Annotated in this window: 22 protein-coding genes and 1 pseudogene; 8 read left to right on the top strand and 15 right to left on the bottom strand. The window is 65.0% G+C overall.

The window, feature by feature from the left end:
- Positions 1 to 97 precede the first annotated feature (97 nt).
- Entirely contained in the window at positions 98 to 1,315 is a 1,218-nt protein-coding gene (locus QH168_RS08500; RefSeq protein ID WP_280233978.1) for an MFS transporter, read from the top strand.
- A 151-nt stretch (positions 1,316 to 1,466) separates the two neighbouring features.
- Here the strand turns inward: QH168_RS08500 and glmS are convergent, their stop codons facing one another.
- Positions 1,467 to 3,350: a glutamine--fructose-6-phosphate transaminase (isomerizing) gene (glmS, locus tag QH168_RS08505; RefSeq protein ID WP_280233979.1), complete on the bottom strand. Its 1,884-nt coding sequence runs from the start codon at positions 3,348 to 3,350 to the stop codon at positions 1,467 to 1,469.
- A gap of 36 nt (positions 3,351 to 3,386) precedes the next feature.
- Here glmS and QH168_RS08510 point away from each other — a divergent pair, with 36 nt between their 5' ends.
- Positions 3,387 to 4,250 carry a chlorophyllase/cutinase-like alpha/beta fold protein gene (locus QH168_RS08510; protein WP_280233980.1) on the top strand — a complete coding sequence of 288 codons (864 nt, stop codon included), beginning with the start codon at positions 3,387 to 3,389 and terminating at the stop codon, positions 4,248 to 4,250.
- 484 nt (positions 4,251 to 4,734) lie between these two features.
- On the opposite strand, the gene QH168_RS08515 is transcribed toward QH168_RS08510, so the two are convergent.
- Positions 4,735 to 5,454: an SDR family NAD(P)-dependent oxidoreductase gene (locus QH168_RS08515; protein ID WP_280233981.1), complete on the bottom strand. Its 720-nt coding sequence runs from the start codon at positions 5,452 to 5,454 to the stop codon at positions 4,735 to 4,737.
- A gap of 51 nt (positions 5,455 to 5,505) precedes the next feature.
- Between QH168_RS08515 and QH168_RS08520 the strand changes: the two genes are divergently transcribed.
- Together QH168_RS08520 and QH168_RS08525 are read left to right on the top strand one after the other, a co-directional pair.
- Entirely contained in the window at positions 5,506 to 6,066 is a 561-nt protein-coding gene (locus tag QH168_RS08520) for a MarR family winged helix-turn-helix transcriptional regulator (protein WP_280233982.1), read from the top strand.
- A pseudogene (locus QH168_RS08525) lies at positions 6,066 to 7,088 on the top strand (IS481 family transposase). The gene QH168_RS08520 and the pseudogene QH168_RS08525 overlap by 1 nt, the downstream one beginning before the upstream one ends.
- Here the strand turns inward: QH168_RS08525 and QH168_RS08530 are convergent.
- From QH168_RS08530 to QH168_RS08550, 5 genes are all read right to left on the bottom strand, one after another.
- Positions 7,085 to 7,468 carry a hypothetical protein gene (locus tag QH168_RS08530; protein ID WP_280233983.1) on the bottom strand — a complete coding sequence of 128 codons (384 nt, stop codon included), beginning with the start codon at positions 7,466 to 7,468 and terminating at the stop codon, positions 7,085 to 7,087. The pseudogene QH168_RS08525 and the gene QH168_RS08530 overlap by 4 nt on opposite strands.
- Before the next feature lie 42 nt (positions 7,469 to 7,510).
- Positions 7,511 to 9,166, bottom strand: coding sequence for a hypothetical protein (locus QH168_RS08535; RefSeq protein WP_280233984.1), 1,656 nt, complete (start codon positions 9,164 to 9,166; stop codon positions 7,511 to 7,513).
- 56 nt (positions 9,167 to 9,222) lie between these two features.
- Positions 9,223 to 9,543 (bottom strand): hypothetical protein, encoded by a 321-nt coding sequence (locus tag QH168_RS08540; protein WP_280233985.1) that lies wholly within the window; start codon positions 9,541 to 9,543, stop codon positions 9,223 to 9,225.
- A 194-nt stretch (positions 9,544 to 9,737) separates the two neighbouring features.
- On the bottom strand, positions 9,738 to 10,049 hold the full coding sequence (locus QH168_RS08545) for a DUF6802 family protein (protein ID WP_280233986.1): 312 nt from the start codon (positions 10,047 to 10,049) through the stop codon (positions 9,738 to 9,740).
- Between the two features lie 169 nt (positions 10,050 to 10,218).
- Positions 10,219 to 10,410 (bottom strand): PspC domain-containing protein, encoded by a 192-nt coding sequence (locus QH168_RS08550; RefSeq protein ID WP_280233987.1) that lies wholly within the window; start codon positions 10,408 to 10,410, stop codon positions 10,219 to 10,221.
- A gap of 145 nt (positions 10,411 to 10,555) precedes the next feature.
- Between QH168_RS08550 and QH168_RS08555 the strand changes: the two genes are divergently transcribed.
- Positions 10,556 to 12,196, top strand: a complete 1,641-nt coding sequence (locus tag QH168_RS08555; protein ID WP_280233988.1) for an ABC-F family ATP-binding cassette domain-containing protein — start codon at positions 10,556 to 10,558, stop codon at positions 12,194 to 12,196.
- A gap of 93 nt (positions 12,197 to 12,289) precedes the next feature.
- A complete protein-coding gene (locus tag QH168_RS08560) occupies positions 12,290 to 13,915 on the top strand; it encodes a serine/threonine-protein kinase (RefSeq protein WP_280233989.1) in 1,626 nt (541 codons plus the stop codon).
- A 200-nt stretch (positions 13,916 to 14,115) separates the two neighbouring features.
- On the opposite strand, the gene QH168_RS08565 is transcribed toward QH168_RS08560, so the two are convergent.
- The 6 genes from QH168_RS08565 to QH168_RS08590 form a co-directional block, all read right to left on the bottom strand.
- A complete protein-coding gene (locus tag QH168_RS08565; RefSeq protein ID WP_280233990.1) occupies positions 14,116 to 14,322 on the bottom strand; it encodes a DUF397 domain-containing protein in 207 nt (68 codons plus the stop codon).
- Positions 14,319 to 15,203, bottom strand: coding sequence for a helix-turn-helix domain-containing protein (locus QH168_RS08570; RefSeq protein WP_280233991.1), 885 nt, complete (start codon positions 15,201 to 15,203; stop codon positions 14,319 to 14,321). The genes QH168_RS08565 and QH168_RS08570 overlap by 4 nt, the downstream gene beginning before the upstream one ends.
- Positions 15,204 to 15,515: 312 nt before the next feature.
- Positions 15,516 to 16,295: an ESX secretion-associated protein EspG gene (locus tag QH168_RS08575; RefSeq protein WP_280233992.1), complete on the bottom strand. Its 780-nt coding sequence runs from the start codon at positions 16,293 to 16,295 to the stop codon at positions 15,516 to 15,518.
- Positions 16,296 to 16,539: 244 nt separating this feature from the next.
- Positions 16,540 to 17,757 carry a hypothetical protein gene (locus QH168_RS08580; RefSeq protein ID WP_280233993.1) on the bottom strand — a complete coding sequence of 406 codons (1,218 nt, stop codon included), beginning with the start codon at positions 17,755 to 17,757 and terminating at the stop codon, positions 16,540 to 16,542.
- Positions 17,754 to 18,197 (bottom strand): hypothetical protein, encoded by a 444-nt coding sequence (locus QH168_RS08585; RefSeq protein WP_280233994.1) that lies wholly within the window; start codon positions 18,195 to 18,197, stop codon positions 17,754 to 17,756. The genes QH168_RS08580 and QH168_RS08585 overlap by 4 nt, the downstream gene beginning before the upstream one ends.
- Positions 18,198 to 18,237: 40 nt before the next feature.
- On the bottom strand, positions 18,238 to 18,816 hold the full coding sequence (locus QH168_RS08590) for a DUF3558 domain-containing protein (RefSeq protein WP_280233995.1): 579 nt from the start codon (positions 18,814 to 18,816) through the stop codon (positions 18,238 to 18,240).
- 633 nt (positions 18,817 to 19,449) lie between these two features.
- Here QH168_RS08590 and QH168_RS08595 point away from each other — a divergent pair.
- Together QH168_RS08595 and QH168_RS08600 are read left to right on the top strand one after the other, a co-directional pair.
- Positions 19,450 to 19,926 carry a hypothetical protein gene (locus QH168_RS08595; RefSeq protein ID WP_280233996.1) on the top strand — a complete coding sequence of 159 codons (477 nt, stop codon included), beginning with the start codon at positions 19,450 to 19,452 and terminating at the stop codon, positions 19,924 to 19,926.
- A gap of 169 nt (positions 19,927 to 20,095) precedes the next feature.
- On the top strand, positions 20,096 to 21,265 hold the full coding sequence (locus QH168_RS08600; protein ID WP_280233997.1) for a hypothetical protein: 1,170 nt from the start codon (positions 20,096 to 20,098) through the stop codon (positions 21,263 to 21,265).
- A 49-nt stretch (positions 21,266 to 21,314) separates the two neighbouring features.
- On the opposite strand, the gene QH168_RS08605 is transcribed toward QH168_RS08600, so the two are convergent.
- A complete protein-coding gene (locus QH168_RS08605; RefSeq protein ID WP_280233998.1) occupies positions 21,315 to 21,515 on the bottom strand; it encodes a DUF6186 family protein in 201 nt (66 codons plus the stop codon).
- Positions 21,512 to 21,826, bottom strand: coding sequence for a hypothetical protein (locus QH168_RS08610; RefSeq protein WP_280233999.1), 315 nt, complete (start codon positions 21,824 to 21,826; stop codon positions 21,512 to 21,514). Before QH168_RS08610 ends, QH168_RS08605 begins: the two co-directional genes overlap by 4 nt.
- Positions 21,827 to 21,831: the final 5 nt, after the last annotated feature.

The following is a 21,831-nucleotide window of genomic DNA, read 5'->3' on the forward strand; positions in this document are numbered from 1 at the left end:
TGACTACCGAAATAGCCCGCGCTTGCAATTAAATGCCTATGCAATTATTGTCTACGCGTGTAAAGATCACACGCAACATCAAGTGGAGGCGCTACCCATGCCGCTCGCCCTGCTCGCCCTCACCCTCGGGGCGTTCGCCATCGGCACCACCGAATTCGTCATCGTCGGACTGCTGCCCGATATCGCGGCCGATTACGCGGTGTCCATCCCCACCGCGGGCCTGCTGGTCACCGGATACGCACTCGGCGTCGTCGCGGGTGCGCCGGTCATGACCGGTCTCGGCACCCGCGTCTCTCGCAAACGCATGCTGCTCGGATCATTGCTGCTGCTGATCGCCGGAAATCTGCTGTCGGCGGTGGCGCCGAGCTTCGCGCTCATGCTGACCGGTCGGATCGTCGCCTCGTTGGCGCACGGCGCGTTCTTCGGCATCGGCGCGGTCGTCGCGGGCAGTCTGGTGGCCGCCGAACGCAAGGCGGGCGCCATCGCGATCATGTTCACCGGGCTCACCGCCGCGACCGTCGTCGGTGTACCGCTCGGCACGCTGCTCGGCCAGCAGTTCGGTTGGCGACTCACCTTCGCGCTGGTGGCCGTGATCGGCGTCATCGGGGCGGTCGGCGTCGCCGCGCTGATCCCCGAACAGCCCGCACCGCGAGAGGCCCGGCTGCGGTCGGAATTCTCGGCGCTGGCCAATCCGCAGGTGTTGCTCGCCATGGCCATGACAGTCCTCGGCTTCGGTGGTGTGTTCGCCGCGATCACCTATCTCGCGCCGATGATGACCGAGGTCACCGGATACGCCGACAGCTCGGTGACCTGGCTGCTCGTCCTGTTCGGACTCGGCATGTTCGCGGGCAATCTGATCGGCGGACGTTATGCCGATCGTCATCTGATGCCGATGCTCTACATCGCGCTCGGGCTACTCGCCGCGGTTCTCGCAGTCTTCACCCTCACCGCGCACAGCAAACCGCTCGCCGCCGTCACCGTGGTACTCATCGGGGCGCTCGGCTTCGCCACCGTCCCACCGTTGCAGAAGCGCGTGCTCGATCAGGCCGCGGGCGCACCGACCCTGGCCTCCGCGATCAATATCGGCGCATTCAACCTGGGCAACGCCCTGGCGGCGTGGCTCGGCGGACTCGCCATCTCCGCGGGCTTCGGTTACACCGCACCCAACTGGGTGGGCGCGCTGCTCGCCGCGAGCGCCCTTGGGCTGGCCATCACCTCGGCGACGCTGGAACGCCGCCAAACCCCGACCCCAGTGCACAACCACACCCCGATCACGACACCACAACCAACCGAAAGCACCCCAACAGCCGCCTGACTCGGCCGCGAGTGGCACCTCAGTGCGGGGCCTACTCGCGCGATCCGCAGCCAGGTGCCACTCGACGCCTTCGGCTGGGTGTAGGGGTGGCGAGTAGGCGCGGGAGTGGGCCACCGACTCGGGTGATGGAGGGCCTGGGTCGGTGGCTGTCTTATTCGACCGTGACCGATTTCGCCAGGTTGCGTGGCTTGTCGACGTCGTATCCGCGTGCCTGCGCCACCTCGGCGGCGAAGATCTGGAGCGGGATCGTCGACAGCAGCGGCTGGAACAGCGTCGGCGCGGACGGGATCTCGATCAGATCGTCGGCGAAGGGCCGCACCGTATCGTCGCCCTCCTCCGCGATGACGATCGTGCGCGCACCACGCGCCTGAATCTCGCGGATATTGCTCAGCAGCTTCGAATGCAGCACCGCGCGGCCCTTCGGCGAGGGCATCACCACGATCACCGGCAGCCCGTCCTCGATCAGGGCGATCGGACCGTGCTTGAGTTCACCCGCCGCGAATCCCTCCGCATGCATATACGCCAGCTCTTTGAGCTTGAGCGCACCCTCGAGCGCCACCGGATAGCCCACATGGCGACCGAGGAACAGCACCGTCGGCACCTGCGCCAGCTCACGTGCGATCGCACGCACCTGCGGCGCCGTCTCCAGCACTCGCGAGACCAGCTTCGGCATGGCCTCCAGTTCGGCGAACTCGCGGGCCACCTCGTCGGGGTATTTGGTCCCGCGCGCCTGCGCCAAGGCCAGCCCCACCAGGTAATTGGCGGTCACCTGGGCCAGGAACGCCTTGGTGGAGGCGACGCCGATCTCCGGCCCGGCCCGTGTGTAGAGCACCGCATCGGATTCACGGGGAATCTGGGCGCCATTGGTATTGCAGATCGCCAGCACGCGCGCCTTCTGCTCCTTGGCGTGGCGCACTGCCTCAAGCGTGTCGGCGGTTTCACCCGATTGCGATACCGCCACCACCAGCGTGGAGCGGTCCAGCACCGGGTCGCGGTAGCGGAATTCACTGGCCAGCTCCACCTCGACGGGCAGTCTGGTCCAGTGCTCGATCGCGTACTTGGCCAGCAGACCGGAATGGTAGGCGCTGCCGCAGGCGACGACGAAGACCTTGTCGACGTCACGCAGCTCCTGATCGGCCAGGCGCTGCTCATCGAGCACGATGCGCCCGGAGCCGCCGTGGCTGGTGTCGAAATGCCCCATCAGGGTTTCGGCGACCGCGGCGGGCTGCTCCTCGATCTCCTTGAGCATGAAGTAGTCGTGCCCGCCCTTTTCGGCGGCGGCCAGATCCCAGTCGATGGTGAACGGCCTGGTGCGCGAGCCCGCGTCGTTACCGGCGAAGTCGGTGACCCGGTAGCTGTCGGTGGTGATCACCACGGCCTGGTCCTGGCCGAGTTCCACCGCCTCGCGGGTGTGCTCGATGAACGCCGTCACATCCGAGGCGATGAACATCTCGCCCTTGCCCACACCCACCACCAGCGGGGTGGATCGCCGCGCGGCGATGATCTTGTCCGGATGTTCGGCGTGGGTGAAGACCAGCGTGAACGCACCCTCGAGGCGGCGCAGCACCGCCAGCGCGCTCGCCTCGAAATCGCCCGCGGTCGGCCCCTGCGCGTAGGCGCGGGCCACCAGATGCACCGCCACCTCGGTGTCGGTGTCGCTGCGCAGCTCGACACCGGCTTCCTCGAGTTCGCGACGCAGCGGCGCGAAATTCTCGATGATGCCGTTGTGCACCACGGCGACGGCGCCCGCCTCGTCCCGATGCGGATGGGCGTTGCGGTCGGTCGGCGCACCGTGCGTTGCCCAGCGGGTGTGCCCCATACCGGTGCTGCCGGCGAACGCGCCCGCACCGGCTTCGCCCAGCTCAGCCTCCAGATTCGCGAGGCGACCGGCCTTGCGTTCCACCGCGATCGCGCCCGCGCCGTCGAGGATCGCGACACCGGCCGAGTCGTATCCGCGATATTCCATGCGGCGCAATGCGTCGACGACGACGCCGAGAGCATCCCGGTACCCGACGTACCCCACGATTCCGCACATGGCTCACCAGAGTACTTATCGGATAACGTTCACGTCGTGTCGGCGTCTGTGAAATCCCTCCTGAGCACCCTGACCAGCCGCGGCCCGCATCGGGTGCTGCGCGGCAACCTGGCCATCGCGGGCCAGCCCGGCGTCGTGTACACCCCCGAATCCGGGAGAAACCTACCCGCGATCGCGTTCGGCCACGGTTGGATGACCGGCTCCGACCACTACCGGACCCTGCTCGAACACCTGGCGTCCTGGGGTTTCGTCACCGCCGCCCCCGACACCGAACGCGGCCCCATCCCCTCCCACCTGGGTCTGGCCACCGACCTGCTCACCACCCTCGACATCTGCGCGGGCGTCCGCCTCGGCGACGGCGATATCAGCGTCCACCCCGACCGCCTGGTGCTGGCCGGCCACGGCATGGGTGCCGGTGCGGCCGTCATCGCCGCAGCCCAGCGCCGCGTAGCCGCCGTAGCCGCCCTCTTCCCGGCTCCAACGGCCCCCGCAGCCGAACCCATCGCCGCCGACATCGACACCCCCGCTCTCATCCTCGCGGGCGCCACCGACCTCCGCTCCACCAACTCCAACGCCATCCCCCTGGCCGCAGCCTGGGGCGGCCCGATGCTGCTGCGCACGATCGACAAGGCCTCCGCCGACGGCCTGGCCGAAGGCCGCCGCCTGATGGCCCTACTCGGCGCAGGCAAACACGAGCACAAAACCACCCGAACCACCCGAGCCCTACTCACCGGCTATCTGCTCGCCACAGTGCAGGGCGACAAAACCTACGCCCCCTTCGCCGACCCCGAAACCTCCATCCCCCACACCCACCTCATCGACCCCACCGCCGCCGAGGTGCCGGTCGACAAGCCGAGCCCGGCGAAGCTGGGCCAGCTGGTATCGCTACTGCGCAAGTAAGCCGATCCGCGCCCCGCCGCATTGGTGAACCGATCCGCGGCCACGGAAATCGCAGCCTCGGATCCACCCCTCAGCCGAGCCTGACAATCACCCCCACGCGACGATCACCCGGCGCGACGATACGGCCCCGACGACGCGCCGCCGCCAAGTCGCCCACATGCCAACGCCGACCAAATCCTCACTACCCCACCCTGATCCACCCCAACCTCGCGACTCGCCTCCCGCAGCCGGCTTACATCAAGCCCCACACGTCAGCCAGACCGCCACCTCCAGTGGCACACCAGCGTGCTGGTGCAGCAGGCGACACTGCCGGGCCGTTGCCGCCGCGACGGGCGTACTTCGGCGGACCGACACCAAAGCCGCCCCAACCTACTCGGGCTGCCCAACTGATGTGCCACTCACCCCGGCGTTCTCTACGAACGCCGCCTACCCGTTGCGGGGCAGGACGTTCGTGACGGCGATGGACAGCGGGAGGGGCCGGCGATTAGCGAGTTGTCCATTCACCTCCGTTAACGGCGATGGTCTGTCCAGTGATCTGGCGTGCGCCGGGTGAAGCAAGGAAGTGGACGGCAGCGGCGATATCGGTGGGCCGTCCCACTCTCTTGGTCATGGTTGCTTCAAGAAGTGATGCTCTGCGTTCGTCGGTGAGGTTGCCTCGGAAGAACTCCGTGTCATCGATGTAGCCGGGCGAGATGATGTTGGCGGTGATGTCTCGGGCACCGACGTGTCGAGCTAGGTCGACGTTCCACGATGCGACGGCTGCTTTGGCAGCTCCGTAGGAGCCGGCCCCTTTGTCAGCGGCGATGGATCCAATGGTGATCACGGTCGACCCCCTTGGCATGGTAGGAAGCAACGCTGTCGTCATCAAGACCGCGGTGATGAGGTTGCTGTCCAGGTTTTGACGCCATGCTTCGGCGACTTCACTCAGGTCACTGGGATCCTTCCTGTCGAAATCGGTATTGCCGCCCGCGTTGTTGACCAGCACATCGACGGCACCGATGTCTCGCGCCATGGAGGCGGTCTGTTCAGGGTCGGCCCCGTCGAGGGTGATCGCTTTGACCGAGCCGCTGATCTCGTCCGCCGCCTTCCTCAGGACATCCCCGCGGCGGCCTGTGATGATGACGTCACATCCATCGGATGCGAATCGAGTAGCAATCCCCCGGCCGATACCTGTGCCTCCACCAGTGACGACGACAGTGCGCATTCGTTTTCCTCCTGCTACGTTTAGGTCTAAACGAGACTAACAGGAGGGCCGGTGAAAGGCGCAACACCAAACGACCCTGTAGACGCGATCGCCGAGGCATGGGTGCGGGAACTGCCGGACGCCCCGGTACGATCCATCGGAATTGTGACCCGCATTTGGCACATCGCCAAACTCCTGGGGGATGACCGCGCCCGCCTACTGCGCGGCCGGCGGGCGGACATGGCCACTCTCGACCTGCTGTCCACGCTGCGTCGCCACGGCAGCCCGTATCGGATGACGACCCGTGAGCTGGCCACCACCTCCCTCATCACTGCGGGGGCGATAACCCAACGCGTGGATCGCGCGGAAGCGCAAGGACTTGTCAAGCGAACAAGACGCCGTGATTCACGAATGGTCGACGTCGAACTCACTCCTGCCGGGCACGCGACAGTCGACGACCTCGTAGCCGCTGTTCTGGAGCGTGAATGCGAGCTACTCGACGGGATATCCACCGACGATCAGGTCCACCTCGAACACACACTGCGCACACTCCTGCAACATCTTTCAGCCATTCTGGGAGAACAACATCAGCCCGGACATGTCGGGTATCCCGACGCCGGAAAGAAGGACTGATGCCCCATCGAAACGCGCCGCTGACCGCCGCAGGCCGACGTCGCCTCGTGGAGCGGTGCAAGACCCGCCCCATCGCACACGTTGCCGCCGAAATGGGCATCTCGCGATCCTGTGCTTCGAAGTGGGTGAACCGATGGCGACGACACGGCGAGGACGGGCTCCTCGATCGGCCTTCGACGCCACGCTGGAGACCTCACGCGACGCCAGCAGAGGTCATCAAGCAGATCGAGACCTGGCCGGCGCGAGCCCAAGCGGTCTGCCCAACGCATAACTGATGAGCTTGCCGCCTTGGGCTGCGAGATCAACCGCCGAACAGTGACTCGGCATCTGACCAGACTCGGTCTCGGAAAACGCCGCTTCATCGACCGGGGCGGTGACAAACAACCGCAAGCCAGGCAAGATCACCGTCCGCTGGCCCGGGCACATGGTGCACCTGGAGGTGAAGAAGGTCGGTCGGATCCCCGACGGTGGCGGCAGGCGCATCCATGGCCGCGACAGCGACCAGGCCAAGACCGTCGGTCGCGCCAAATCAGCTGGCGCGAAGCGCGGGTACATCTACCTGCACTCGGCAATCGACGGATACTCCCGGCTCTCCTACACCGAGCCACTACTCGACGAGAAGGGGGCGACCGCAGCGGCGTTCCTGACCCGCGCGAAGGCCTGGTTCGCCGCCCACGGCATCACACACATTCATCGCGTCGTCACCGACAACGGAGCGTGCTACCGCTCCAGCGACTTCGCACGGATCGTTTGTAACCAGTCCCGGCACCAGAAGACCAAGCCCTACACCCCGCGCCACAACGGGAAAGTTGAACGCTACCAACGGATCCTGTCCGAGGAACTACTTTACGCCCGGGACTTCACCAGCGAGGAAGCCCGATCAGCAGCGATCGCGGTCTGGAATATCCACTACAACTATCACCGCCCCCACTCAGGCACAGGCGGGCCGACCGCCGGCCTCACGCTTGCAGGAAGGTGTCACCAAGGTCCTGCCCTCATACACCTACCGACCAACCAGCTAGACCAACCAACTCTTCCGCTGGTAGTACTGGGCTTCCTCGTCATCCTCATCAACCGGCGCAACCACATCCTTCGACCGCCGCGCCGCCATCGACCGAGCAATAGCGTCCCGCTGCTCCCGAGCCTCGGCCTCTTGCCGCTCCCGTTCCTCGGCAGCCAGCCGCTCATTCTCGGCTTCGGCCTCGGCTTGTTCCTGCGCCCTCTGGATTTCTTCCCCGTGGTCTTCCCAGAACTGACGCATCTCGCTGGCAGACTTCTCAGCTAACGCGCGACTCCTCTGTGCCGTGCGCTGGTTGATCTCAGCTATCTCTTCCCGCAGTTTGGTTGATCGCCAGCGGCTCTCTTCGACAATTCGTTCAATTTCCGCCCCGTAGTTCACCACACCGATTCTCCTCGAACATCAGCCACTTCGCTGGGAAGTGCGTCACAATGGGCCAGCCTCTGAAAGTTCGGCGCCGGTATCGAACGGCTCCGGCGGCACCGGTTGCGGAGGCACAGGCTGGATGGGCGGCACCGGCTCCGGGACAGGAAGCGGCTCGGGGATAAACCCGGTGTCCACACCGCCCTCGGCCTCGGGCTGCGGATAGTCCTGGGGCTTGTGCTCGCCGTCCTCTTCCTGTTTGCCACCGGGCACGCCGCGCGGCATAGTGCCTCCCGACTGCCCCTGGTTCTGCTCGGAGCCCTCGCCCTGCTCCCCTTCCGGCTTCTCACTGTCGTCCTTGTTCTCTTCGCCGACGACGACCGGTATACCCTGCTCGTTGAGTTCAACCTTGTAGTCGGTGGTTGTACCGTCAGGTTCCGTAACCACCATCTTCATCTGACCGTCGGGGCCCATTTCCAGCTTGACCTGCTTACCCGCGAGGTCGAGCCCCTCATCTTCGTCCGGCTTCCCGTCCCCGTCCTTGTCGTTATCGGGTACACCGTCGCCGTCGGCGTCCACCAGTCCCGACGCACTTGTCTGCAACTGCTGCAACGCGCCGTCGATACCCTCAGTGACCGCGCCGGCCAGCGAACTCAAACCATCCCCGACTGCGGAGGCAACGGTGGTAATCAATGGAGACAGCTCGGTCGCCACATCCGCCAACGCGGCGAGTCCGCCCAGAATGGAGTCTGTTGTTGAGTCTTCATCATCCGACTCGGTGTCGTCGTCGGTTGTGCTCGGGCTTGGGCTGGGACTCGGGCTTGGACTTGGACTCGGACTCGGACTCGGGCTGGGACTGGGACTGGGACTGGGACTCGGCTCACTCGCCTTCGGCGTGGCGGTCGGGCAAGGATAAGGTTTTTCGGTGAGGTCCCCGAACGGAGCCTTTATCGCTTCATAGATAACCTTGACATCCCTGTCAGCGTTATCGCACGCAGTAATAAACGCGTTTACCTTCGCGGGGTACTCATCGTAAAATATGTCGTTCAGCCATTCGATACACCGGTTTTCCATTTTATCGTGAAGCGCAGTTCCGGGGATAAGAAACCCACCACCAGCAAAACCCGTCAAAGCTACCTGCATCGAGTCGATCGGGCCGTCCGAGAACTCCGGGAAAATATTCAAAAGCTTATTGACCAAACCATCGCCGGTCCACCCTTGCGACACCCCCATGTCAGATCCGGCAACGATGGCATCGACATCTTCGGGAGTCTTTCCGTCGATCATGACGTAAAGACCCTCTTCAAGGATATCGAGAACGGCATTCGACTTGTCCTTGATGATGGACCGCAGCCCCTCTGGCGCCTTGTCGAGCGCTTCCCATACTTTCTGAGCGGCGTTCATGTCGGTTTGAGCCATAGACAGCTGCTCACCGATCATCCCCGAAGCAGTCGTTGCCGCTTCCCCCTCCCAAATCGATGGGAGCGTCTGAAGGTACCCAGCCTGAGCGGTGTGCTGTTCCCGCGCGCCGTCAAGGGCCTGCTTGAGCCCATCGGCCGCACTACGGATCTTCCCCTCGTCCGTATCGCGCTGTTCATCGAATCTTTGACAAATTCTTCCGTATTCGGGAACTCCGGCTGGAAGTTCATCGAAGGCCCGCTTATAGAGCGGCTCAAACTTCTCGAAATACTGAAGACTTTTAGCAGCAATATCATACATTCCGGCAATACTGTCTCCGTCGGAGACCCGGGAAGGATTGTTTGATGCCATGCCGATCAGCCCCCCGCCTTCGTTGTATCGGTGGCGTTCTGTTCATCCACATTGGAATAGTTCACAACCGATGCGCCAATTGTGTCGCCCGAGATTGTCCCGGCTTCAGCCCAGTCCTCCAGCCATTTCCTGACAGCCTCCAGGCCGGTCTGGATATCCTTCCCCTCCTGGCTGTAATTCCTCCCGACCTCGGTCGGACCGATCATATTGTCCGCGACCTTCTTGACCTGGTCTTTGACCGCGGCGGCGGAACTCCGCAGGTCGTTCCCCAGCTTCCCCAACTCGCCGGTCTTGACACCGACCGTCGACCCCGAATTCGTCGTCATCGACCAGTCCCCTCCATCCCTGCTCCACCTCGTTCACGACGCCGAACCATGCTCGGGTCGAGTGCTGTCTACTAGGTTTCGACGCACTCGACCCGGGTTCGGTTCCATCGGATCTCGCCCGGTTCGGGACGGGATCGCATGCAGGAAATCTACTGGGCTCGCCTCGGTGGAGCCAAGCGCAGGCGAGCAACCCCCTACTTCTCCCCCAACCGCCCCTCATCCGTCTTCCTCCACTCCCCCGACCCATCCGGATTCCGGTGGTACTCCCACGCCGCGTAGTCACCGTCGTCCTCCACGACGGTGACGTGGTCGGCGTAGCCGTCGAGGTCGGTGTCGGTCCAGACGTGCATGGCGTCGTCGTCGGTGGTGGTGATGGAGTCGAGGATGCCGTCGCCGTTGATGTCCTGGGTGGGGCTGTTGAGTTCTACAGGGCCTAGGCCGTCCAGGGACGAGGATGCGTCGATGTCGGGCAGATCCAGGCCGGGGAATTCACCCGAGCTGATCATGGCTCCTCCTGAATCGGGACTCGTGTGGCGCGCGGTCTACAGCCGAATGGCAGACCGCACCATCCTGTCATCCGGGTGCGGTCGGCGTCGAGTGTGTTGACCGGCAGGGAGGTCGAGAGCGCACGTGCCCGAGGTGTCGGCGCGCAGTCCACCGACACCCGAATTGCCCCTACTTCTTCGGGATGATGATCCACAGCACGAGGTAGAGCAGGAATTGCGGGCCCGGCAGCAGGCAGGACAGGACGAAGAGCAGGCGGACGACGCCTGCGTTCCACCCGAAGTATTCGGCGATGCCGCCGCAGACTCCGGCGATCCACTTATCGCTGGTGGAGCGGGTGAAACGGCGTGCGGGTGCGGTCATGGGAACTCTCCTCGGTGTCGATCGCTACGACATCCACTGTCCGCGAATTCCGGCACCGCGGCATCGGTCACGCTGCTGATACCCACCCTGATTTCCGCTGGGCCCGGACTCAGGGTGTCCACCGACACAGGGCACACTCGTGCAGGTGAGCACCACTCTGCACGCGCGCGGCCTGTCCGCCGAACACGGCGAACGCACCTTGTTCAGCGGCCTGGACCTGACCCTCGCTCCCGGCGATGTGATCGGTCTGGTCGGCGTGAACGGCGCGGGCAAATCGACGTTGCTGCGTATGCTCGCCGACCGCAGGGCCGCGGACGGCACCATCACGCTCAGCCCGCCGGACGCCACCATCGGCTATCTCGCGCAGGAGCCCGAACGCATACCGGGCGAGACGGTGCTCGAATTCCTCGGCCGCCGAACAGGCGTCGCGGCGGCCCAGCGGGTCATGGACGACGCGGCGGAACGCCTCGCGGACGGCGGTGACGACGAGTATTCACCGGCCCTGGACCGCTGGCTGGCGCTCGGCGGCGCCGATCTGGATCAGCGTGCGCTGGAGGTGGCCCGAGAACTGGGCCTGGCCGACAGTCTGGCCAGCGGCCTCGATACCCCGATGACCGGCCTGTCCGGCGGTCAGGCCGCGCGCGCCGGGCTGGCCTCGGTGTTGTTGTCCCGCTTCGACATTCTGTTGCTGGACGAGCCGACCAATGACCTCGACCTGGACGGTCTCGCCCGCCTCGAGCAGTTCGTGACAGGGGTTCGCGTCCCGCTGATGGTGATCAGCCATGACCGAGAGTTCCTGGCCCGCACCGTGAACCGGATCGTCGAACTGGATCTACCGCAGCAGCGGGTGGATGTCTACGACGGCGGATACGAGGCGTTCCTGGCCGAACGCGAGATCGCCCGCAGGCATGCGCGTGAAGCGTACGAGGAATTCGCCGATACCAAGGCGAACCTGGAATCCAGGGCGCAGATGCAGCGCAACTGGCTCGAACACGGTGTGCGCAATGCCCGCCGCAAGGCTCGCGGCGATTCGGACAAGGCCGGGCGCAAGATGCGCGCCGAGTCCACCGAGAAGCAGGCGGCCAAGGCCAGGCAGACGCAACGCCGGATCGAACGGCTCGAGGTAGTCGAGGAGCCGCGTAAGGAGTGGGAGTTGCGGATGACGATCGCCGCCGCCCCACGCAGCGGCTCGGTGGTCGCCACCTTGTCCGAGGCACAGGTGTGTCGCGGCGATTTCACGCTCGGACCCATCACCACCCAGGTCGATTGGGCCGACCGTATCGTGCTGACCGGCGCGAACGGTGCGGGCAAATCCACCCTGCTGGCTCTGCTGCTCGGAAAACTGTTGCCGGACAGTGGAACCGCGACGCTCGGCTCCGGCGTCGAGGTCGGCGAGGTGGATCAGGCCCGCGGACTGTTCCGCGGCGAATCGGCTCTCGCGCACACCTTCGGCACCGAGATGCCCGATTGGCCCGACGCCGATGTCCGCACCCTGCTCGCCAAGTTCGGCCTGCGCGGCCAGCATGTCCAGCGCCCGTGCGCGACCCTGTCGCCCGGTGAACGCACCCGGGCCGCATTGGCGCTGCTCCAGGCTCGTGGCGTCAACCTGCTGGTCCTGGACGAACCGACCAACCACCTCGACCTGCCTGCCATCGAACAGCTCGAAGAGGCCATCGAATCGTTCACCGGCACGATGCTGCTGATCACCCATGACCGCCGGATGCTGGATTCGGTCCGCGCCACCCGCCGCTGGCACCTGGCCGACGGGCGGCTGTCCGAAGCGTGAGGGCTGCGGGTCGGCAGCCATCCGCCCGCACCCGTGGGGCACGCCCTAGGATCGAGCCGGTTGACGGAACGAGCCCGGGGGAAGGCAAGCACGATGCGCGACGGTGAGATCTTCGCCGGTTACACGATCGACCGCCAATTGGGTCGAGGTGGCATGGGCGCGGTGTATCTGGCGCGACATCCTCGGCTTCCGCGCCGGATCGCCCTGAAATTGCTGAACCAGGAATTGTTCACCGATAAGGAACTGCGGGCTCGTTTCGAGCGCGAAGCGGATCTGGTGGCGCAGCTCGAGCATCCGAATATCGTCACCGTCTACGACCGCGGCGCCGATGACGGCAGGCTGTGGATTTCGATGCAGTACATCGACGGTGTCGATGCGGCGGCCGTCGACCCGCGCGCTCTTCCGCCCCATCGGGCCGTGCAGATCGTCGCCGAGACGGCCAAAGCGCTCGACTTCGCGCACGGCAGAAGCATTCTGCACCGCGACGTCAAACCGGCCAATATCCTGCTCGCCAACGGTGTGAACGGTCAGGAACGGGTCTATCTCACCGATTTCGGCATCGCCCGTATCGCCGACGAAGCGAGCCGCCTCACCCAGACCGGCTCCTTCACCGCCACCCTCGCCTACGCTTCCCCAGAGCAGCTGACCGGTGCCGCCATGGACGGCCGATCGGATCAGTATTCACTCGCCTGCACACTGTATTGGCTGCTGACCGGCACCGCGCCCTTCGATTCCACGCACCCGGCGACCGTCATCCAAGGGCATCTGCAACAGCAACCGCCGCCGGTCACCGCGGCTCGCGCCGACCTGCCCCCGGCGCTGGACGCGGTGCTGGCCCGTGCCATGGCGAAACGTCCCGCCGACCGGTTCACCTCCTGCACCGAGTTCGCGGAAGCTGCTGGGCGCGCATTGCTCGGCGACGCCCCGCAGTTCGCGGCATCGTCCATCCCCGCCGCGCACAGGCCCGTCGCACCGCGGCCCGTCGCGGCACATCACAACGGGTACCCGGCACCCGCGCACCCACCGCACGGGCATCTGCCACCCGGCGCCTACCCCTATCCTCCGATGCGGCCGCCGCGATCGAACGTGGGCTGGATCGTCGGCCTCAGCATCATGATCGTCATCGCCGTGGTGGCGGGCATCGGAACCTGGGTGGCGGTTGCGAACCGCGATAAGACCCCGGAGCAGCGTCACCTCGAGGAGATACGGCTCGCCTTCCCCGATCTGCTGCCGCCCGGCCAGATCCCGGCGGGCCAAACATGGGGCCAGGGCACCGGATTCGACGGTATGGGGTGCAATGCGGAGGTCATGCGTGACGACCGCAAACTGCACTGGTACTTCATCAACAACCCCGCCCCGGACATGGGTAGGCCCACCGCGTACTGGGAATGCGGCTACGCCAACAGCTACATGATCCCAGAGGACAATATCCGCTGGCCCGATGTCCGTATCTTCCGATACGAGTCGGCATCCGACGTCCAGCAGGTGATCCGTGGCCTCGGCGCTCGTCCCGTCGAACAAGACCTCAACAACAACGGCACCCAGTACGCCAACGCCAAGGCCGGTGCGGAACCGACATCGGCTCCCCGGATCGCGACCACGTTCCCGAACGACCCCGAACGCGAGAACTTACTGGTCTACTCCTACGGCTTGGGCGCGAGCAACGACCCATCCATGGATCAGCTGCTGGATTGGTGGAAGAAACTGCCGCTCGATTGAGCGACCCCGAGCCACAGCGGCCGAAGCGTCAGGAAGCTTCCATTGTTCGGCCAGAACGTGAACATCGAGTGGGACGAACTCAAAGGCAAATTCTGGACCGATTCCTCGGCCTGTTCTTCCCCATCCTCCTGATCGTCGGCGCTGCACCCGGTGGGCTGCCCTGGCGTAAGACTCGATGGCTTACGCCAGGCGCACGTCATTCAGGGACGGGCGAACCTACCGGTGGTGATTCCGGTGGTGAAGGCTGCCCATTCGGCCGGGGCGAAGGTGAGGGCGGCGCCGGCCGGGTTTTTGGAGTCGCGGACGCCGACACGGTTGTCATCGAGGAAGGCGACTTCGACGCATTCGCCCGTGCCCTGGCTGTAGCTGCTCGTGAACCACTCGGCAGATGTTGGAACGGCTGTCACGCCAAGTACTCCTTCGCTACCTGCCGTAGCAGGTTCCTGCTGGTTACAGCATCCAGCGATCGCTGACGGATGCGGTCGTACGTTCGACGGTAACACGCAACATCTTCCGGCTTCTCCAGATACAGATTGCCCACCGTACTTCCTTCGACGAAGACGACCGGCGGGTCGACAGGCCTGCTCGCCCTCGTGGTGCCGAAGTCCAGAATCACGCATGGGCCGACCGACATACCGGCGGGGAATCCGGCGCTGAACGGCAGCACGAGCAGCTCGACATTGGGAAGCGTAGACATGTCGGCGAGCTTCCTCAGTTGCGCTGCCATCACTTTCGAGTCGCCGTTGATCCTCCGCAGAGCGCTCTCGCCGATGACGGCTTCGACGGAGATCGGCCTGCGCTTGCGCGTGACGATGTGCTGGCGCCTCAGCTTCAGCTGCACCCACGCGTCGTGCAATTGTTCGCTGGCATTCGGAAGCGCCACGCGGTTCAACGCGCGCACGTAGTCGGCTGTCTGGAACAACCCCGGCACAAGCTCGGGCTGAAACGTAGTGATTCCCACTGCCGCAGACTCCAATCCGAAGTACACATCGAAGTCCCTCGGGATCAGATCACCGAACTCATGCCACCAACTCTTGACGTTCGCCTGCTTCGCAAGCCCGGTGTACGCGGCGGCCAGCCTCTCCGGAACCCCGTAGAGTTCGCACGCCGCCTCGACATGGCCGAGGTTGACCTTGTTGTTTTGGCCGTGTTCCAGCCGGTACAAACTGCTGGATCCGATACCGAGCAGCTCTGCCGCGTGCGGCTGACTCAGCCCAGCACGTGTCCGCCAGTCCATCAGATAGTTCCCGAGCTGGCGTCGCGGCAAGTTGGATCCGGTGTCCTGCATGGAGTCCTCCCCATCGAGGGCGGGCCATTCGACCCGCGAAACGGGTAGAGCATGGGCACTGCCGCGGGAGACATGCTGGGCTTTCGCACGATCAGAACCACACGACCGCACATCCATCACACAACCCCGAGACAGATGGTTCGCTGATGCAGTCCGATGCCGCCCCGAAGAATCCGATCTCAATGTAGCAGCATCGATCACCAGCGAAAACGCTTACCCGAGAACTAGTTCAGCACCCGAGGAGGAGGCTCGTGCACACGCGAACGTCGATCACACCCGCCGCGCCGAACACAGGTCGACCAGCACGCACCGTCAGAAGTAGGCGTCCTCTTCCTTCTCACGCAGCGTCCGCACACCGTCTTCGATCCACCTGGTGAACGCGCTCGTGAAGTCCTTCGGCTCAGCGGGACGAACATCGAGGTGCGTGCGGTTGCGTTGCTCGAGGTACCGACCGTCACCGGTGATGTCGTACCACTGCATGGCTCTGAAACGGCTGTGCGCGGCGTGGAAATTTCCGAGTCGGAGGATGGCGTTGCCTCCTCCATCGGCAGGGCGAAGGGCCAGCCGATCGAATCGTTCACGTTCTCTGCTACGGGCGTCATCGCCGAAATATCCGGTATCGGAGTGGGGTTTGAGATCTTGCAGATCGAAGGTGGCTGGTCGCTCACGACCCGGCGAGCACGGCGGAATCGACGCGGCGAGAGCAGCGGGAAGCTGATCCGCACGAATCAACTGCGCGCGGATGTCGCCGAAGTCTTCACCGATGGCGGTTTGGCTCAGCACAGCGCCGTAGGAGTAGTTGCGGGCGCCGACGATACGCAAATCCTTGCGGGAACGACCGTCTCCGCCGCGATGAGCCTTCGAGCCGAAGAAGATCTCCACCCGCATATCGCAGTTCGCGAGGGTGTGTTTGAGCAAGTCGATGCGTTCACGCTCATCGCCGCGGTACTGGGCGTTGACGGCGGCGCAATGCGCATCGTAACCGCCGAGGGTGGGGAACCGGCTACGGTAACGCAGCGGCGGCGGCATCCGGTCGTTACCGTCATCGAACCAGAGAGCCGCAAAAGTGTCCGGTTCCCATGTCCACGCCATTCGGGTCAATCCGTTCCTGTAGTGCCACAATCGATTTGCGATATCGAGACATCGAAGGATGTGCGATTGATGTCTCCGAGTCGACCGGCTTAGAGGCCGGGCGCACGTGCACATCCCCTTGCCGACCGACTGCGTGCACAGGACAGTCGGCCGTCATGGTGCTGCGTGCCGGGCTCCGCTTTTGCCGCATCGACTGGCTGTGAGCATTGCCAGCCATGCTCGCCCGGTACACAGCGATTCCGGGTCAGGTCCGAGGAGGCCCATCTGCGGGACGGGCAGCGGGGATGTCCGCGCCGAGCACGCCACCGGGAATCGTGCGGGGGTCTTCGCCCAGCAGTTCCCGAGCGTTCTCCTCATTGATGAGGTAGTCGGGCGTCTTGCGGTCGGATTCGTTCTCGCCCCCACCGCCGCCGCGTCCAGCGCCGGGCGCACCCATCATCGGCATACCGCGTCCGGCACCTGTACCGGCCGCACCGCCAGTGCCTGCCGCGCCCGCAGCGATAGGTGTGCCCGTCTGGACGGGTGTTCCCGCAATGCTTCGTCCGGCACCTGGAACACCGGCACCGGGTAGGCCGGTCGAACCCGAAGGACCGCCCGAACCTCCACCGGAGCCCGGGAAGCCGCCGCCCGCGCTCGGCAATCCCGATGTCGACGCTGCCGACGTCGTCGGGTTCGCTGTCGTGGTGCTGCTCGGCGTGGTGCTGGCCGGAGTCGTGGCCGCCGGATCCGTCGAGGACGGCGTTGTGGTGTCGTCCGTCGTCGAATCGTCGGTGGTCTCTTCGCCGGTCTCTTCCTCGGTACCGGGCGTTTCCTCTTCGGTGGTTACATCTTCGCCGGTGCCTCCGCCGCCGGTACCACCTCCGCTACCAGTGCCGCCACCGTTGCCGTTGCCATTACCGTCGCCGTCGCCCTTGCCATCACCAGGAGGCAAGTACCCGACCGCGACCGGATCCCGCGGTTGAGGCAGGACCGGAATCATTCTGTCGGCAACCCGCGCCTGGAAGGTGTATGTGTCTCGGACCAGATTCTGGGCTTCCCGCTCCAGGTCGCCCTCGTGATCACCGTCGAACCAGTCCCCTGGATTCAAGGGAGACTGCGGGTCGTCGGAGTACTGGGGCATCTTTTTCTTGGTGTCGCCGACCGCGTTCACCATCTCGGTCACGCGCCAACTCAGCTTGGACAGTGCTGGCGTCAATTCGACTGCATCGGTTGCATAGTCCGAGATCGCCTGCCGTGCCGCCTGCGCGGCCGGACCGTCCCACGCCGATTCGCTGGAACGGCGGATCCGTGCCGCGAACACACCGACGGTGTCGGCCCAGTCTTTGGCGATGGTGTCGTAGTCGTCCTTGGCCTGGCTCGCCGCGGTCGTATCCATGGCCTCGAAAGTGCTGCGGAGGGTGGCGTGCGATTGGCTCCCCGGATTCTCCGGATCCTTGATCCGCTCGTCCTCGAATTCTTTCATGACGTCCTCTGCAAGCCCTGCGGGATGGATGCCATCGCCTGGTTGTACTCGGCTGCGAACGAGCTGTCGGTCTGTTGATACCGCTCAGCTATGGTGCGGTGGAGCAACTGGATACTGTCCACAATTTCGTAATGTCGTTGCAGGATGGCGTGCACAGTATTGGCTCCGTCATCGGCCTTCGCCTTGTCACGGAACCATGACACCAGCGTCCCGCCGGTCTTGATCCATTCGACGCCCTCACCCAAACCCCACTTTTCACGGCCGGAGATATCCTGAGCGAGGGATTGCAGGTCTTGGATCTTGTCTTTCATGGCTTGGCAGTCGCGCTCGATGTAAACGAATTCTTCGGCGTTGACGCGAACACTCTCGTTGAACGACACCGACACTTGACCGTCCTTGGCTGCGTCGATGATGTCCTGCATCGGCTTTTCCTTTGTCACGGACTATTTCCTCCCCAAATTTTCATCAACGGAGCCACGCTCAAGCGCCTGCCGGGATCAAGGGAAGAACCTTCTCCGCAAGCCGCAGCGCGATCTCACACCCGGTTTGATTTCCGGTCTTTCGCCGAGAGGCCGGGTTGTCGATCGAGAATTCGAGGCTGCCCCCTTCCATCTGAGCATTCAGACGACACTGCGTGGTATCCCCTGGTGTGTCGGCGGCATACAGCACAGTGCGTCCGCTTACCGTGGCCTCCTGGATCTCGGGATTGGCCTTCTCACGAATCATGTCGAGAGTCAGATTCGTTGTGCTGATGCCTGCGCCATAGCCGTCAGATACCACCCAGCGACACCCGCGCCATTTGATGTCACCCCGATCCATCTCGTCCTTGGAAGACCTGCCGCCCGTCGAATGCAGCCCCTCCGAATCCAACACCTCCTGCGAGACATCGGTGCACGGCGCGAACCCGCTGGGCACATCCTTCGCGATCGTCTGCCTGGCCGCCGACGTACCACCCGACTCCCCAGCAGGCTCAGCCGTCCCCTCCGTCGACGACCCACACCCCACCAGCACCAACACGACGCTCACCCCGGCCGCCGCGGCATACACCGACCTACGCATGAGATTCATCTTCCCCTATGCCGATGCCCGATATCTGCCGCCGCCGGGCCCGGACCGGCTCCTCCGCCCCCGCGAAAACTACCGATGACGGTATCGGGCACCGGTCCAGCTGGCAACCCACCTACCGGAGCAACTACGATGCGGCGGCTTCTGCTGCCCGACACATCGCGCAGCCGGGGAGATGGCGTGGCCGCAGCATCTGGCCTCGAACAGTTTTGAGGTCGCCGACCGAGTCCCCTACGGCACGCGAGGGAGGTGGCTTTGGCAACCACGTCTTCGCGACGTGTGCCCCCGGGTATCCGGGTTCTCCCACTGGCAAGTGGTACGTGGGCCACCTCCTGGTCGCGTACGCCGAAGCAGTCTGTCCGACCGGCGTTCAGGTTATCAGATGCTCGAATCATGCTGCCTCTTAATAGCATCGACGAAGAATCGAGCAGGCACACGGCAGTCTCATGAGTGGTCGGGATACGGCGGGTCGGATACTGCGCACCGAGGAGTCGGAGATCGCTGGGATCGGGTGCTCGGAGAGGACTCGGTGCATGCCCGGAGCAGGGGCGGTGGCTGTCAGTCCAGGGATGGGTGGAACGAGCGCCCTGCTCATCGGCGTACGCACCCGGCGGCTAGTTTGAGTTCGTGAGTGACATCGACGGTATCCGGCTCCTGGCGCACGGGGCGCAGACCGACTTCGGGTTGGGTATCGATACCCGCCTGACGCTCGTCGCCACCGGGTTCATCTTCCTGTCCGCGCTGGTTCTCGGCACCTGGAAGTACCACGGCATGCGCACCTCCGCCGATGGGGCGGCGCACGTCTATGTCGATATCGCGCATCGCGCGGCCCTCATGTATGCCTTCGCCGGTCTGCTCCTGGCTGTGTTCACGGAGTTGAGCGCGTGGCCGACGGCGGTGAATCTGGTGGCCGATGCGGTGGTGCTGGCGTTCTTCGTCGGCGCCATCGCCATGTATGCCTGGCACGGCTACCGGCGCGACACCACCAATCAGTTCCACGGCGATATCGACATCACCCTGCGCCTGTCCATGTTCGCGCTCATCGCCGGCGAGATCGGCGGGTTCCTGGTCTTGTTCACGGGGTTTCTGGTCGGCCAGTTCTGACGAGCTGGTCACGATCGGTCGACACGGGACGGACCCCGGTAACCGCCGATCCTCGAGCCGTTCTGGAGGCACTGAGAACGCGAAAACCACAGAGTTCCCTCATGAATCACGGGTGTGGGATCGCGGGCCTGTCCAGTAGTGTCCGCTGAGAACGACGAGGAGATCGACTATGGCCGGTGAGCGCAACGGATTTCTGCTGCTGAGCGGGGCGGCGTCGGTGGGAGCGGGGGCGTTACACCTGTTCGCCGCGGGTCTGCACACCGAACACGCGACTCTCGCCCGGCTCATGGTCGTGCTGGCGGCCGCGCAGTGTGTGGCCGGGCTGCTCGCGTCGGTGAGTGCGCGAAAGGCCGTGCCGGTCATGGTGATCGGCGTGAATCTCGTCGCGGTGGCGGTCTGGGGGTACACCAGGTTCGCCGGGTTGCCGTGGCCCGATGGTCTCGACAGCGCGGAGGCGCCGCAGTTCCTCGATACCACCTGTGCGGCGCTGGGTGTGCTCGCGATCGCCGGTGCGACCGTCGCCCTGGTGCGTCCGGGTGCGGCGCTGCCCACGGCCCCGGCCGCGACGGCGGCCGGTCTGGCCGGTGTGCTCGCCGTCGCCGCGATGCTCGGCGGCGCCGGACATGTGCACAGCCACGGCGACGGCGACCACTCCCACACCGCGGGCGGCGAGCACACCCACGCAGGCGGTGAACATGAGCACAGCACCGGCGACACCTGGCCGCGCCCGTGGGATCCGGCGAACCCGATCGACGTCTCCGGCGTCCCTGGCGCGACCCCGGCCCAGGAGCAGCGCGCGACCGCCTTGATCCGCAGCACCCTCGACCAACTGCCCGCATTCGCCGACGTCCACTCCATCGGCGCACTCGGCTTCCGCTCCATCGGCGATTCGGCCACCGGCTACGAGCACTACATCAACTCCGACTACATCCGCGACGACCGACTCCTGGACCCCGCCTACCCCGAATCGCTGGTCTACCGGGTCGACGGCGCCCAACGCACCTTGGTCTCGGCCATGTACATCGCCAACGACAAGAAGATCGACGACCCCGAACTGGTGGATTACGGCGGGCCGCTGATGCAGTGGCACGTCCACGACAATCTCTGCTGGACCCGCGGTGACAACGGCCCGGTGGTCGCCGGTGTCACCGACGCCGAGGGCAACTGCCCGCCCAACTCGGTCAATCCCGGTGCGGGCAACCCGATGGTCCATGTCTGGATCACGGCGCACCAGTGCGGACCGTTCGCTGCCCTGGAAGGCCACGGCGCGGGGCAGGCCGCCGCGAACGGCCGTCGCGCCGACACCTGCGCCCACGATCACTCCGGCGGGCACCGCTGAACCGAGCCCACCGAAGCGGTACAACTCGAATGCACCGGTCCGGGCGTTGTCAGCGCGCCAGGAAGTGCCAGCCGAGCCAGAACCACAACGGCAGAATGAGCAGGCGGGCGGTCCTTGTTCGTAGCGCCAGGACGACGACTGCACCGAGCGGCACGAGGCTGCCGCGGCGTACGTGCGCCACGACGGTGAGAGTGAGCGCGATGCCGAGAAGGATCGCGAAACCGGTGATGACCACCGTCCTGTCGCTCATCGCCGCACCAACCACCAGCCGGCCGCGAGCCACGCCAACCACCCTGCCAACCGCAGCGGCCCCTGTTCCATGACCGGATCCAGCAAAGTCGACAACGTCGGATAGTCGTAGTGCGCGATCAACCGATCCGGTTGCCGCACATAGGCGTACACCTGCCAGGCGAGGATTGCCGCCAGCGACGTCGACCAGACCACCACTCCCCTGCGCATTGCCTTGGCCCGCAGCGAATTGGGCACATCCTCGATCGATCCGGGTTCAGCGGGACCCGAGCCCGCTATTCGCTCTGGCCGCGGCGCCTCAGAAGTCGACATGCCGG

Source organism: Nocardia cyriacigeorgica, assembly GCF_029868385.1.
Lineage (GTDB): Bacteria > Actinomycetota > Actinomycetes > Mycobacteriales > Mycobacteriaceae > Nocardia > Nocardia cyriacigeorgica_F.